We start from the raw sequence: 13,177 nt of genomic DNA, 5'->3' as shown, positions 1-13,177 counted from the left end.
CTGCAATGCCACCCCACTGCGGTGATGGCAACACTGGCTGCAGACCGCGCGCGCCGCACAGGCCACGCCCTTCTTCCCTTCCCTGCATGAGCTGACATGGCGAACGATCCCTTCCCTCCCACGCTCGATCCGCTGATTGCCGCGATCGAAGCCGCGATCCGCGCACGCTTTCCCGGGTTTGCAAGCGTCGAGTTCCATCGCGACGCCAACGCCGAGGGGATGCCGCTGCCGGCCTGCCTGCTGGCGATGACCCGCTGTGACCGCAGCAGGGACAACAATGATGGCAGTGGCCTGCTGCAGGCCGCGCTGCGCTTCGAAGCGCGCATTGCGCTGCCGGCGACCGATGCAACCACAGTGCTGCAGCTGCGCAACGCGGCCCTCGCCCTGGCGACCTGGCTGCACCAGCTCGGCCGCTTCCCCGGCGTTGCCAGCGGTGCGATCGATGTGATTGCAGCATTGCCGGAAGACCCCGCGGCGGCACAGCCGGGCCTGCGCACCTGGATCGTCGAGTGGTCACTGCCGGTCGCGCTGGGCGACAACCCCTGGGACGACGCTGGCGGCGTGGTGCCGCAGGCGTGCTACAGCTTCGCGCCGGAGATCGGCCGCGTCCATGAGTCCCGCTACCAGCCATTGCCGGAGCGTGCACCATGAGCGCCGAACACGCGCGGTTGATCGGCAACCTGCTGATGATCGGTGTGGTACGCGAACTGGACGAGGCAAACGGACGCGTTCGCGTCGATGCCGACGGCATGCTTACCGACTGGATTCCCTGGCTGGAACGCGGCGCGGGACCGGGCGTACGCACCTGGTGCGCACCCGAACCCGGCGAGCAGGTCGTACTGGCGTGCCCCTATGGCGACCCCGGCCAGGCGCTGGTACTCGGCAGCCTGTACCAGGACCGCTTTCCGCCGCCGGCCGACTCGCGCCTGCGGCAGCGCACCGAGTTCGCCGACGGCAGCAGCGTCGAGTACGACCAGGAAACCACCACGCTCAACGTCCATGTCGGCAGCGGCAAGGTCATCGTCACCTGCGCGAATGCACAGGTGATCGCCAGCGAATCGATCGTGCTCGATACACCCTCGATCAAGGCGACCGGCGATCTGGATGTCAGCGGCGCGATCAGCGCCGGCAAGGACATCAGCACACCGGGCGAGGTCAAGGCCGGTGCCATCGGCCTGAAGGCACACAAGCACACCGCACAGGGCCCAACCGCCCCGACCACGCCGGCCCAGGCCTGAGCGGCCACGCCTGCAATGCCCTGAAAACCCGCACTCCACGACGATAGAGGCCATGCGAGGAATCGACGCCAACACCGGCAAATCACTGGATGGGCTCGCCCATCTCCACCAGTCCGTGCGTGACATTCTCACCACACCCCTTGGCTCCCGCGTACTGCGCCGCGAATACGGTTCACGCGTATTCGAACTGATCGATGCGCCGACCAACCGCTCGCTGCGCATGGACCTGATCGCGGCCACCGTCGACGCGCTGGCGCGATGGGAACCGCGTCTCCACGTCGAGAACGTCGACGTCTCCCTCCCCGCCCCCGGCGTGATGATCCTGGCAGTGACCGGGATCCACCTGCCGGACGGCGAGGCCATCACCATCGAAGGAATCGAGGTTCGCTAACCGTGGCATCCGGCTCGTTCACCAGTGTCAATCTGTCCCAGCTGCCTGCACCGGCGGTCATCGAAGTGCTCGATTTCGAAGCCATGTTCGATGAATCGCTGACCGCACTGCAGGCCCTGGATCCCACCTTCGACGCGCTGCTGCCGTCGGACCCGGCCTTCAAGATCCTGGAGGTCTGCACCTACCTGCGCCTGCTCGATCGCCAGCGTGTCAACGACGCCGCGCGTGGCGTGATGCTGGCCTATGCCGGTGGCAGCGACCTGGACCACCTCGCCGCGATCTTCGGCGTCGTCCGCCAGGTGCTCGACCCGGGCAGGCCGCAGGAAGGCGTTCCACCGCGATATGAGAGCGATGAGGACTTCCGCCGTCGCATCCAGCTGGGCCCGGAAGGGTTCAGCGTGGCAGGGCCGGAAGGTGCCTATGTATTCCATGCGCTGAGCGCGGATCCGCGCGTGCTCGACGCCAGTGCGACCAGTCCCGCCCCCGGCGAAGTGGTGGTCTCGGTGCTGTCGCGCGAAGCGGATGGAACCGCCACCCAGGGCCTGCTCGACATCGTCGAGGCGAAGCTGAGCGCCGATGACGTGCGACCGCTGACCGACCACGTGCTGGTGAAGCCGGCCACGATCGTCACCTACTCGGTCGACGCCACGCTGTTCACCTTTGCCGGCCCGGATTCGCAGGTCGTGCTTGCCGAAGCGCGCACCCGCCTGGACCGCTACATCAGCGAGTCACATCGCCTCGGCCGCGATGTCACCCGTTCGGGGTTGTTCGCCGCATTGCATGCCGAGGGCGTGCAGCGCGTGGAGATCGTCCATCCGGCTGCAGATGTGGTGGTGAACCGAACCCAGGCCACCCACTGCGCCGGCGTGACCCTGACCCACGGCGGCACCGATGAATGAGCCGAGCACGCGCCTGATCAACGCGCGCCTGCGCGGCGCGATCGATGGCCGCAACCGCACCTTCCGCCACCCCGGCGGCGCGCTGGCGAGCCTGCAGGCGGTGTACCGCACCGATGCACGGGGGCGGCAGCCGCTGCAGGGCAGCGTCATCGAGGGCAGCAGGGTCACCTTGGCCGCTGCACCGGCGCCCGGCGAGGTCATCGATGGTGACGCCCAGGTGGTGGTGCCCTCGGCGGCAAACCTGCTACCCACCAACGCCACCCATGCCGAGCGCGCGCTTGCCCGCGCCATCGTTGCAAGTCCGTTGCCGGTGGACATCACCGCGCTGTGGGATGCCGACCGCTGTCCGACCGCACTGCTGCCCTGGCTGGCCTGGGCGCTGTCGGTGGACGAATGGAAGGCCTACTGGCCCGAAGCCGTGAAGCGCGCCCGGGTGCGTACGGCCATCGCCATCCAGCGTCGCAAGGGCACCGCCGGCAGCGTGCGCGACGTGGTGGCCGCCTTCGGTGGCTCGGTGCTGATCCGCGAGTGGTGGCAGCTGCAGCCCAGGGGCGCGCCGCACACCTTCGAAGCGGTGATGACCATCGCCAACCAGGATGGCCAGTCCGCCACGGCGATGTTCGTCGAGGACGTCATCGGCGAAATCACCCGGACCAAGCCGGTGCGCTCGCACTTCACCTTTACCCAGGGCATGCAGGCCGACGCCGCCGTCGGCGCACTTGCAGCCGCCCACGCCACGGCCTTCCGCCGCCTTCAACTGATCGGAGAGTAACCCCCGCATGCGCCTGAAAATCACCGATGCCGGCTTCGCCAAGCTGGTCAATCCGCCGAACACCGGCACCAACGCCGTCCTGATCACCCAGATCGGCCTGACCTCGACTGCCTTCGTGCCGTCGGCGGGGCTCACTGCACTGCCTGGCGAGATCAAGCGCGTCGCCACCTTCGGCGGCCAGGCCGTGGGCGATGACACCGTGCACGTCACCATCCGCGATGACAGCGCCACCTCCTACACGCTGCGCGGCTTCGGCCTGTACCTGGCTGACGGTACGCTGTTCGCCAGCTACGGCCAAGCCGATCCGATCATGGAGAAGTCGGCCGCATCGATGCTGCTGCTGGCCACCGACACACGCTTCAGCGGGATCGACACGACGCAGATCCAGTTCGGTGATGCCGGCTTCCTCTATCCACCGGCCACCACCGAGGTCGTCGGCGTGGTCGAGCTGGCCACCAGCACCGAAGCCGAAGATGCGACCGACACACAGCGCGTGGTGACTCCGCGTGGCATGCGTGCTTACACCGACAAGCGCTTCGGCGCCAGCGCCCCGACCGCGCTGGCGAAGACACTGCTGTCTGCGGCGAACACCGCGGCGGCGCGCACTGCGCTGGAACTGAAGAGCGCCGCGCTGAAGGACGCCGGGCATGGCAACGGCCTGGACGCCGACACACTGGATGGCAAGCACGCCTCCGAGTTCGCCCTGGCCGGTGACTTCGCCACCGTGGGCCACAAGCATGTGATTGCCGATGTGACCGGGCTGCAGTCGGCACTGGATGGCAAGGCGTCCAGAGGCGGCAACACGTTCACCGACCAGCAGTTCATCAGCGGCACGTATCCGCTGCTGGGCTTCGGTGCCGCCGGCGCCGAACAGTCCTTCATTGGCGGCTGGGGAAATTCCAGCCTGTGGCGCGTATGGAGCGCGGACCGCAGCGCCAGCAGCGAGATAACCATCAAGCATGGTGATGGCCCGCGCTGGAACGGCTCGCCGATGTGGCATGCCGGGAACTTCGCGCCTGAAGCGAAGATGGACAAGAGTGGCGGGACGTTCACCGGCGCGGTTTCCATCTCCAACAACTCGCTGCGCCTGTCCGGCTGGGGCAGCACGCTGACCGATGGTGTCATCTACTTCGGCACCGGTGACAGCTACATTTTCAAGTCAGGTTCCTCCTTCACCTTCCGCAATGTGGAGGGTGCCTATAGCGCAACGCTCAGCGCAGGCGGGAACATCTGGACTAGCGGCAACTTCGATCCCGGCGGGAAGATCAACAAAGCCGGCGACATCATGAACGGCACGCTGAACATGTATGTGGGTCAAGGCAGCACCCAGGTCGTGCACCAACGGTTCGGCTGGGGCAACAACGTGACCCGATGGGCGACAGCCATGGAGAGCGACGCCACACTTTCGCTTTACTCCTACGACTTCAATGGAGGAACTCCGACGCAGCGCGCGAGCTTCAGCAATGTCCAGTACCGGGAGAACACATTCGTCGGCGGCGTCACTTCCGCAGGTGGCAATGCCGCATTCATCATCAAGGACCGTGGGAACGCGAATCAAGAGTTCCACATCTACAACACGGACAACGTGTTCCGGATCTGGTCGTCCACTGCGCAAGTGGATCGACTGCAACTGAATGCCGCGGGGGCTCTCTGGACGGCCGGCGGCTTCGATACTGGCTCTTCACGCAAGCTGAAAAACATCGAAGGCGCACTTCCCTATGGCCTGGCAGCTGTCGAACAGATGGAACTGGCAGCCGGCCACTACAAGCCCGAGTACAACGACGACGGACGCCGTCGCCTGTTCTTCGTCGCCGAGCAGCTGGCCGAACTGGTGCCGGAAGCGGTCGACCTGGAAGGCGTCGAGTTCCAGGGTGAGCGCGTGGCATCGGTCAAGCTCGACCAGCTGCTGCCGGTGATGGCCAAGGCCATCCAGGAACTGGCCGCCGAAGTGCGCGCACTGAAAGCGGAGCGCTGACATGCCCAGCGGATATCGCTCTTCCGGTGTCGACTTTGACGACCTGTTCGATCCGTACGTTGAAGGTCCACTGGCGCAGGATTCGGGCCGCCGTATCGGCGGCGGCGACCTGAGCCGCCGCTATGCCCACATCCAGTACGGCAGCAAGCGTGCCGACGTAGGCCATCGCATCAACGGCATGGACGTGTCCAACCTGTGGGCGGCCCGGGGCAGCGCCACCTACAGGCTGCCGTTCCATGGCAAGGGCTACTCGGCAAGCAATGGCGCCAAGACCAACTCCACCGGCTCCGTGTCGGCTACCGTCTCGATTCTGATCTATGCCGACGGCACCTATGCCATCCGCACAGGCGTCGCCGGTGGCGGCAATGGAGGCAGCTCAGTAGCAGCGTCGGGCCAGTGGCTTCCGGCAGGTGCAAGCGTTTCCGAGTACGAAGTGCAGATCACCGGCTCCTCGCCCGCTAAAGCCTCCTTCAGCACGAGTGCTCCCTCGTTTGTGCCGGCGTCGGCGGCACCGTCGGCAGGCGTGTCGATCAGTGTCCCCGCCAGGTCCGCCAGTTACGAATCGGACAGCATCAGCATTTCCGTCGCGCTGCGCCGTGCCGGAGGTATCGCCCAGGTTTCCACCTTCAGCGCAAGCGTCAGCGCCTCCGGCTGGGTCTGATCGGTCAGCGGGCCACCGCTGCAATTATCGCGACCGCCACATTCTCCGAACATTACCCCGTCGCCTGCACAAGCCGGCACACACCCACACCGAGGAAGAACCCCGAATGACCGAATTTCTCCATGGCGTACAGGTCGTCAACATCGATACCGGTGCCCGATCGATTGCCATCGCCTCCAGCAGCGTGATCGGCATCGTCGGCACCGCACCGCTGGCCGACACCGAAGCGTTCCCCGTCAACACGCCCGTACTGGTGACCTCGCCGTCGCAGGCCGCCAAGCTGTCGGCGACCACCGGCACCGATGCCGGCACCCTGCCCGGTGCGCTCGACACGATCTTCGACCAGTCCAGTGCCGTCGTCGTCGTCGTCCGCGTCGAGAAGGGCGCGAATGAAAGCGCCACCTTGGCCAACGTGCTGGGCGGCGTGAACGCCCAGACCGGCGCCTACGAAGGCGTGCATGCGCTGCTGGCCGCCAAGTCCATCGTCGGCGTCAAGCCGCGCATCCTGGTCGCACCCGGCTTTACCCATGTGCACCCGGCCGATCCGGCCAAGCCGGAGGCCGTGCTGGCCAACCCGGTCGTAGCGGAACTGCTCGGCATCGCCGAGAAGCTGCGCGCGGTGATCATCAAGGATGGCCCGAACAGCAACGACGACGCCGCCAAGTCCACCGCCGCCCTGACCGGCTCCAAGCGCGTCTACGTGGTCGACCCCGCGCTGCTGGTGCAGTCCGGTGATGCCATCGTCACCCGCCATGCCTCCGGTGCCGTGGCCGGTGCCATCGCCCGCAGCGACAACGAGCGCGGCTGGTGGGCGTCGCCGTCGAACCTGGAACTCAACGGCGTGGTCGGTACCGCGCGTGCGATCGACTTCGGCCTGTCCGATGCCACCAGCCGCGCCAACCTGCTGAACCAGGCCAACGTGGCCACGGTCATCCGCGAAGGGGGCTTCCGCCTGTGGGGCAACCGCACCACCAGCATCGATCCGAAGTGGCAGTTCCTGTGCGTGGTGCGCACCGCCGACATCATCGCCGACAGCCTGGAAGCCGCCCACCTGTGGGCCGTCGACCGCGGCATCAGCAAGACCTACGTCGATGACGTGCGCGAGGGCGTCAACGCCTTCCTGCGCGGCCTGAAGACCCAGGGCGCGATCCTCGGCGGCAACTGCTGGATCGACCCGGAACTGAACGCAGCGGACAGCGTGACCCAGGGCCGCTTCTACTGGGACTTCGACTTCACTCCGACCTACCCGGGTGAGCAGCTGACCTTCCGCATGCACATGAACAACAACTACGTCTCGGAGATCTTCTAAGCATGGCGCGCAAGATCCGCAAAAACTTCAACTTCTACGTCGACGGCAAGGGTTATGCCGGCAGCGTGATGTCCTTCACCGCCCCCAAGCTGTCTCTGAAGACCGAGGACTTCCAGGCCGGCGGCATGCTCGCCCCGACCGAGATCGTGCTCGGCCATGAAAAGCTGACCGCCGATGTCGAGTTCGCCTCCGACGACGCGGAGATCATGAGCAAGTTCCACGTCATCGAAAGCAAGGAATACGGCTTCACCGCCCGCGAGGCGCTGGAAGGCGACGACGGCGAAGTGACCCAGGTCGTGCACAACATGCGCGGCAAGGTGAAGCTGCTGGACCGTGGCGAAACCAAGGTCGGCGAGAAGGGCACGATCAAGGTCAGCCTGGCGCTGAGCTACTACAAGCTGACCCATGGTGCCCAGGTCGTGCAGGAGATCGACGTGGTCAACATGATCGCCCGCCAGGGTGGCGTCGACGTCCTGGCCGGCATCCGCGGCGCGCTGGGCATCTGAGCCCACGCCGCACCGAAGAACCCGGGGGCGCCTCGCGCCCCCGCATCCATCGCACCGCATCGCATTCCAGGAACGCCTTCATGTCCAGCAAGACCAAGACCCCCACCGACACCGTCATCGAGCGCGATGGCTTTGCCGAGATCACCCTCACCCGCCCGCGCCAGGTCAACGGCATGGAGACCCCCGTGCTGCGCATGCGTGAACCGACCGTGGAAGACATGGAGCGCTACCAGGACGACAAGGGCAGCGACGCCCAGCGTGAGGTGCGGATGATCGCCAACCTGTGCGAGATCTCGCCGGAAGACGTGCGCAAGATGCCGCTGCGCGACTACGCCCGACTGCAGGCAGGCGTGGCGCTTTTTACCACCTGACCCTGCCGCAGATCAGGCAGGGAGTGCTTGCCCTGGCCGGGCATACCGGCTGGGGCCTGCGCGAGATCATGACGCTGCGGGTGTCGAAGTTCATCTGGTGGATTCAGGGGTTGCCGGTACATGGCCAATAACGTTCAAACGACAACGATCACGATCGGCGGCTCGGTGTCCAAATCGCTGAAGGACGCATTGTCCTTCGCCAATGATGGCATCAAGCGCATCGGCACCGAGATGACACTGCTGGACCGCAGGCTTGCCCGTCTGAACACGACGAGCAAGGAATACGCTCGCATGCGTGCCCAGGTCGACGCATTGCGTGCCTCGCAAGAGGCACTGGAGAGCATCGAGGCAAAGCGCACCGCCAATCTTGAGAAGCGCGAGAAGCTCGGCTCGGCATTCGGCGAGGCACGTGGTGCGCTTGGCACGGCCGTTACCGCGCTGGCCAAGCCGGTGGAGAACGCCTCCGGCTTCGCCCTCCAGAACCAGCTGATCGGCGTGGCGGCCAACCTCAGCCGAGCCCAGGTGAGCGCCTTGGGTCAGGCCATCCTGGAACAGTCGCGTGCGACCAACCAGGGCGCCGACGCACTGCAGCGCTCGATCAGGCTGATGATCGACGCCGGCATGGATGCGCAATCGGCCCAGGCCAGCCTGGGCGCGGTCGGGCGGACCACCACCGTCACCGGCGCCAGCATCGATGATGTGGCCCAGGCCGCAGCCGCCCTGCAGCAGTCGTTCGATATCGATCCGTCGCGCATGCAGAACGCGCTGGATGTGCTGGTCGTCAACAGCCGGCAGGGCGGCCTGGGCCTGAAGGACATGGCTGAAGTGCTGCCTGCCCTGGGCTCGTCATTCGAAGCGATGAAGCTGCGGGGCACCTCGGCGGCCGCGACCCTCGGCGCCGCCCTGCAGGCTACGCTGGACTCGGCCGGCGGCGCCGACAAGGCCGCCAGCAACATGAAGACCTTCATGTCGTCCGTCCTGTCGCCGGAGCTGCAGAACAAGGCAAAGAAGAGCCTCAATCTGGATCTGCGCAAGATCATCGGTGACGCGCAGACCGACGGCGGCAATCCCTTCGACGCTGCCATGCAGGGGATCATCCGGGCCACCGCGGGCGACCAGAAAAAGATCGGCGCACTGTTCGGCGATGCCCAGGCGAAGAACTTCGTCCAGCCGATGATCGAGAACTGGGACACCTACGTGCGTGTCCGCGACAAGGCGCTGAATGGATCGGCGGGCACCACCGATGCAGCCTATGCCGCTGCGATGCAGACCGACCCGCAGAAGATCGAGGGCGCCAAGATCGCCGTGGACAACCTGTCCAAGGCCTTCGGTGCCGCGTTGCTGCCGGCGGTGGGCGAGGCCGCGGTCAAGCTCACCGAACTGCTGAACGGGGTCACCTCGTTCGTGCAGGAAAATCCGAAGCTGATCGCCAACACCACGCAGATCGTGGTCGGCATGCTGGGCATGCGCACCGCGGTGCTCGGCGCCCGCTACGCCTGGACCTTCCTGCAGGGCCCGATCCTGGCTGCGCAGAAGGCCTTCGAGCTGTTCCGGGGCGGCAGCCTGCTGGCCCAGATGGGACGCTTCGGGCCGATGGCCATGCGCCTGGCATCGGGCTTCCGCATCGTCGCTACCGCCGTCGGTGCCATCGGTGGTGGCCCCATCGCTCTTGCGGTCGCCGCCATCACCGCCGGCGCCCTGCTGGTGCGCAAGTACTGGGAGCCGATCAAGGCGTTCCTGGGCGGCGTCTGGGAAGGTCTCAGCGGTGCAGGCACCGCGGCGATGGGGGAACTGATGCGCGCGGTCGAACCGCTGCGCCCTGCCTGGGAAGTCATGAGCGGGCTGATCGGGCAGGCCTGGGATTGGCTGTCGAAGATGCTGGAACCGGCGCAGTACACCGGCAACGAACTGTCACGCGTCGGCCAGATCGGCTCACTGGTAGGCGAGGCGCTGCTGACCAACTTCCGGCTGGTCATCCAGGTCATCGGCGGTGTGGTGGGGGCAGTGGTGTGGCTGGGCGAGATGCTCGGCACCGTCGCCGGTTTCATCAGCGAGACGCTCGGTAGCATCTGGGAGTCGATCAGCGAGAAGGCAACGGCTGCGTTCGACCGCATCCTGGAGAAGCTCAAGCCGGTCATTGAAGGCGTTGGCTGGTTCATGGACAAGCTCGGCGGCGGCGTGGGCGCGGCCAAGGACAAGGCACTGGGTGTGGCCGAGGGCGGGCTGCAGACCGCAGTGGGCGCCGCCAACATCTACAGCAGCATGAAGGCGCGCGGTGGTGGTGGCATTGGTGACATGGCACGGGTCGCATATGCCGTCGGCACCGACAGCAACGATGGCTTGAACCGACGCATGGCTGAGCTGAGCGGTGCGCAGGGACGCACTGCACCGGCCATGCCCTCGCCCACCACCCGTGCACCCACCACCGTGCAGCAACAACAGACCAACAACATCACCATCCACCAGCAACCGGGTGAATCCAGCGAATCCGTAGCACGTCGCACCGCCGACGAACTGCAGCGTCGCAACGCGGTTGCCGCCCGTGGTGGCCTTGCAGACAGGAATTGAGCATGAAGCGCGAGTTCGTAACCGGCACAGTGGACAAGCTGCTGTCGCAGTTCAAAGCCAACGATTCCGGCAACGCTCCGGTGCTGCTGATGCTGGGCGGCTTCAAGTTCAGCCTCAACACCGCCGTGTTCCAGGACATCCAGCAGAGCAACGAGTATGGCTGGGCAGCGCAGGAACGCATCGGCCAGATGGCTGCGCTGCAGTACACCGGGCCCGGCAAGGCCAGCATGACGCTGCCTGGCGTCATCCACTATGGGTTCCGCGGTGCCGGCAATGAGCTCTCGCAGCTGCGCAAGCTGGCCGCTCAGGGCAAGCCACAGCGGTTGCTGACCGGCAAGGGTGGGAACCTGGGGCTGTGGGTCATCGACAAGATCGACGCCACTGCCTCCGGTTTCACTGCCGATGCTGGAATCCAACGGCACGAATTCACCCTCTCCCTGCGGAAGCACAGCGATGGCACGAACGTATAACACCCGCGACGGCGACGTCGTCGACCGCATCGCGTACACGCACTATGGCGAACAATCACCGGCCATCCTGCGCGCGGTATTCGACGCCAACCCGGGCCTTGCCGCACGCGGCGCGGTACTGCCCGCGGGCATGGCGATCACCCTGCCCGATGTGCAGCGCCCGGCAAACGAGCGCAAGGGAGTGGCCCTGTGGGACTGAACATCACACCGGCCTTCCGCGTGGTGGCCAACAACCAGGACATCACCGACACCATCAGGTCGCGCTTCAAGTCGCTGCGGATCACCGACGAGACCGATAACAACTCGGACATGCTGGAACTGCAGCTGGCCGACCATGATCCTTCCGATCCGATCCAGCTGCCGCCGGCAGGCGCAGAGCTGGAAGCCTTCATCGGCTACGACGGTGAAGTACGGCGCATGGGCCTGTACATCTGCGACGAAGTGGAGATTTCCGGCTACCCGGGCAGCATGACCCTGCGTGCCCGCGCGGCGCCGTTCGAGGCCAGCAAGGGCGGCAAGAACGATCTGCAGACGCAGAAGACGCGCACCTGGAAGAAGGGCACGACCATCGGCGGCATGGTGCAACGCATGGCCGGCGAACACGGAATGGAGGCTGCCGTGAGCGGGTCGCTTGCATCGATCGCGCTGCCGTTGACGGTGCAGTCGCAGGAGTCGGACATGAACCTGCTGCTGCGCCTGGCCAAGCAGCATGACGCCATCGCCAAGCCGGGCGGCGGTCGCCTGATGTTCGTCAAGCGAGGTGAATCCACCAGTGCCAGCGGTGAGCGCATTCCCGACGTCACCCTGACCCCGGCCGATGGCAGTGGCTACAAGGTGAGCATCGTCTCGCGCGAGAAGACCGGCACCACCATCGCCTACTATCGCGATGTACGCGGTGCCACGCGCCAGGAAGTGAAGCTGGGCAGCGGTGAACCGATCGTGCGCCTGCGCATGGCCTACGCCGACCGCGAAGCCGCCGAAGCTGCAGCGCGTGCCAAGCACCAGGAACAGGCCCGGCAGACGCGTACGCTGAGCTACACGTTGCCCGGCCGCGAGACGCTGATGGCCGAAGCCACGGTGGTGATGCAGGGCTTCCGCGATGGCGTGGATGGGCAGTGGCTGGTCAAGCGTGCCGAGCACAACATCAGCCACGACGGCTACGTGACCAGCATCGAGTGCGAACAACCCAACAGCGCCGACGCAGTGAAGGCGGCCAGTAGTGCGGCAGCCACCGAAGGCGAGCAGGTCGGCAGCGAGGTGTAGATCCACGCCATGCGTGGATGCTTTTCGCGCATCAACTCACGTACTGCGCAACCCCATTCCCGAACGACCAATTCTCCTTCTTCACTTCCACCAGGTTGATGAACACATCCTCGCGGCGAATGCCCACCGCCGCGTGCAATCCCTCGGCGATGCCGGCATACAGCGCCTTCTTCTGCTCCAGCGTGCGCCCTTCGTTCCAGGTGATCTGGATGCAGATGAAATCGTCGGTGCGGTCCACGCCCAGGTAGCTGGCGTCGTAGATCAGCGTGCCGGGCTCGTGTTCCTGGAAGATCTGGAAGCGATCGTTTTCCGGCACGCCCACCGCGCGCATGGCCTGGTAGATGGTTTCGCCGACACGTTGCAGGTAGTCGGCGGATTTACCTTTGCGAAGATCGATGCGGGCGAGCGGCATGGTGGCACTCCGGCGTGGATGGGTACGGTGACAGGCTGAGACTACGCCTGCCCGGGGTGGCGGAACAGAACAGGGATGGAACCCTCTGCCTTCATTCGTGACATGCCCCCTCTCCCGCGCGAGGTGACGTGATTGGCATGGCGACGCGGCCCCGCAGACGTCATGCGCACGGTCGGCATGGGCGGCGATTTGCGCCATCAGTGACGCGCCGCACTACTCGCAGGTGTTGGACGGCACACAACGGGAAACGTCTGGCCTGCCTGGGGAAAGTTGAGAACTTTCCTTACAGACCGATGTGATTCTGCGATCCGATGATCCCCGGGCCTAGGCAGATTGCCTGGG

General features: G+C 65.8%; 15 protein-coding genes. 14 read left to right on the top strand and 1 reads right to left on the bottom strand.

Translation table 11 applies throughout. The annotated features are described in order from the left end of the window. Positions 1-96 precede the first annotated feature (96 nt). The 14 genes from AC5P68_RS13515 (at position 97) to AC5P68_RS13450 (ending at position 12,423) form a co-directional block, all read left to right on the top strand. The gene (locus AC5P68_RS13515) at positions 97-651 is read left to right on the top strand and encodes a hypothetical protein (protein ID WP_111188197.1); all 555 of its coding nucleotides are present in this window, start codon (positions 97-99) and stop codon (positions 649-651) included. Next, complete coding sequence (locus AC5P68_RS13510; protein ID WP_024956108.1) at positions 648-1,238, top strand: phage baseplate assembly protein V; 591 nt, start codon at positions 648-650, stop codon at positions 1,236-1,238. Before AC5P68_RS13515 ends, AC5P68_RS13510 begins: the two co-directional genes overlap by 4 nt. A 52-nt stretch (positions 1,239-1,290) precedes the next feature. After that, positions 1,291-1,629 carry a GPW/gp25 family protein gene (locus tag AC5P68_RS13505; RefSeq protein WP_005408332.1) on the top strand — a complete coding sequence of 113 codons (339 nt, stop codon included), beginning with the start codon at positions 1,291-1,293 and terminating at the stop codon, positions 1,627-1,629. Positions 1,630-1,631: 2 nt separating this feature from the next. Continuing rightward, complete coding sequence (locus AC5P68_RS13500) at positions 1,632-2,528, top strand: baseplate assembly protein (RefSeq protein WP_049403304.1); 897 nt, start codon at positions 1,632-1,634, stop codon at positions 2,526-2,528. 223 nt (positions 2,529-2,751) lie between these two features. Next, positions 2,752-3,300, top strand: a complete 549-nt coding sequence (locus tag AC5P68_RS13495) for a phage tail protein I (RefSeq protein WP_231522241.1) — start codon at positions 2,752-2,754, stop codon at positions 3,298-3,300. 7 nt (positions 3,301-3,307) lie between these two features. Continuing rightward, on the top strand, positions 3,308-5,275 hold the full coding sequence (locus AC5P68_RS13490; protein WP_414498038.1) for a tail fiber domain-containing protein: 1,968 nt from the start codon (positions 3,308-3,310) through the stop codon (positions 5,273-5,275). Position 5,276: 1 nt separating this feature from the next. After that, positions 5,277-5,936 (top strand): hypothetical protein, encoded by a 660-nt coding sequence (locus AC5P68_RS13485; protein ID WP_111173243.1) that lies wholly within the window; start codon positions 5,277-5,279, stop codon positions 5,934-5,936. Positions 5,937-6,042: 106 nt separating this feature from the next. After that, positions 6,043-7,245, top strand: a complete 1,203-nt coding sequence (locus tag AC5P68_RS13480; RefSeq protein WP_414498039.1) for a phage tail sheath C-terminal domain-containing protein — start codon at positions 6,043-6,045, stop codon at positions 7,243-7,245. Between the two features lie 2 nt (positions 7,246-7,247). Beyond that, positions 7,248-7,751 (top strand): phage major tail tube protein, encoded by a 504-nt coding sequence (locus AC5P68_RS13475; protein WP_005412457.1) that lies wholly within the window; start codon positions 7,248-7,250, stop codon positions 7,749-7,751. An 80-nt stretch (positions 7,752-7,831) separates the two neighbouring features. Further along, positions 7,832-8,122, top strand: a complete 291-nt coding sequence (locus AC5P68_RS13470) for a phage tail assembly protein (RefSeq protein ID WP_106549831.1) — start codon at positions 7,832-7,834, stop codon at positions 8,120-8,122. A 120-nt stretch (positions 8,123-8,242) separates the two neighbouring features. Further along, on the top strand, positions 8,243-10,690 hold the full coding sequence (locus AC5P68_RS13465) for a phage tail tape measure protein (RefSeq protein WP_414498040.1): 2,448 nt from the start codon (positions 8,243-8,245) through the stop codon (positions 10,688-10,690). 2 nt (positions 10,691-10,692) lie between these two features. Then, positions 10,693-11,160: a phage tail protein gene (locus tag AC5P68_RS13460; RefSeq protein ID WP_414498041.1), complete on the top strand. Its 468-nt coding sequence runs from the start codon at positions 10,693-10,695 to the stop codon at positions 11,158-11,160. Next, complete coding sequence (locus AC5P68_RS13455; protein WP_049430174.1) at positions 11,144-11,359, top strand: tail protein X; 216 nt, start codon at positions 11,144-11,146, stop codon at positions 11,357-11,359. Before AC5P68_RS13460 ends, AC5P68_RS13455 begins: the two co-directional genes overlap by 17 nt. Then, positions 11,350-12,423 carry a phage late control D family protein gene (locus AC5P68_RS13450; protein ID WP_414498042.1) on the top strand — a complete coding sequence of 358 codons (1,074 nt, stop codon included), beginning with the start codon at positions 11,350-11,352 and terminating at the stop codon, positions 12,421-12,423. Before AC5P68_RS13455 ends, AC5P68_RS13450 begins: the two co-directional genes overlap by 10 nt. Before the next feature lie 31 nt (positions 12,424-12,454). Here the strand turns inward: AC5P68_RS13450 and AC5P68_RS13445 are convergent, their stop codons facing one another. Continuing rightward, on the bottom strand, positions 12,455-12,835 hold the full coding sequence (locus AC5P68_RS13445; RefSeq protein WP_106549828.1) for a tautomerase family protein: 381 nt from the start codon (positions 12,833-12,835) through the stop codon (positions 12,455-12,457). Positions 12,836-13,177: the final 342 nt, after the last annotated feature.

It is taken from the genome of Stenotrophomonas sp. YJH_SMC_58 (genome assembly GCF_059369635.1).
Note: the sequence above shows the minus strand (reverse complement) of the source record. Positions and strands in the feature narration are given on the sequence as shown.

Excerpts from the sequence above, each read along its gene's own strand:
- AC5P68_RS13510 (WP_024956108.1), top strand. The coding sequence starts at position 648 with ATGAGCGCCGAACACGCGCGGTTGATCGGCAACCTGCTGATGATCGGT.
- AC5P68_RS13470 (WP_106549831.1), top strand. The coding sequence starts at position 7,832 with ATGTCCAGCAAGACCAAGACCCCCACCGACACCGTCATCGAGCGCGAT.
- AC5P68_RS13445 (WP_106549828.1), bottom strand. The coding sequence starts at position 12,835 with ATGCCGCTCGCCCGCATCGATCTTCGCAAAGGTAAATCCGCCGACTAC.
- AC5P68_RS13505 (WP_005408332.1), top strand. The coding sequence starts at position 1,291 with ATGCGAGGAATCGACGCCAACACCGGCAAATCACTGGATGGGCTCGCC.
- AC5P68_RS13515 (WP_111188197.1), top strand. The coding sequence starts at position 97 with ATGGCGAACGATCCCTTCCCTCCCACGCTCGATCCGCTGATTGCCGCG.
- AC5P68_RS13490 (WP_414498038.1), top strand. The coding sequence starts at position 3,308 with ATGCGCCTGAAAATCACCGATGCCGGCTTCGCCAAGCTGGTCAATCCG.
- AC5P68_RS13480 (WP_414498039.1), top strand. The coding sequence starts at position 6,043 with ATGACCGAATTTCTCCATGGCGTACAGGTCGTCAACATCGATACCGGT.
- AC5P68_RS13475 (WP_005412457.1), top strand. The coding sequence starts at position 7,248 with ATGGCGCGCAAGATCCGCAAAAACTTCAACTTCTACGTCGACGGCAAG.
- AC5P68_RS13460 (WP_414498041.1), top strand. The coding sequence starts at position 10,693 with ATGAAGCGCGAGTTCGTAACCGGCACAGTGGACAAGCTGCTGTCGCAG.
- AC5P68_RS13465 (WP_414498040.1), top strand. The coding sequence starts at position 8,243 with ATGGCCAATAACGTTCAAACGACAACGATCACGATCGGCGGCTCGGTG.
- AC5P68_RS13455 (WP_049430174.1), top strand. The coding sequence starts at position 11,144 with ATGGCACGAACGTATAACACCCGCGACGGCGACGTCGTCGACCGCATC.
- AC5P68_RS13485 (WP_111173243.1), top strand. The coding sequence starts at position 5,277 with ATGCCCAGCGGATATCGCTCTTCCGGTGTCGACTTTGACGACCTGTTC.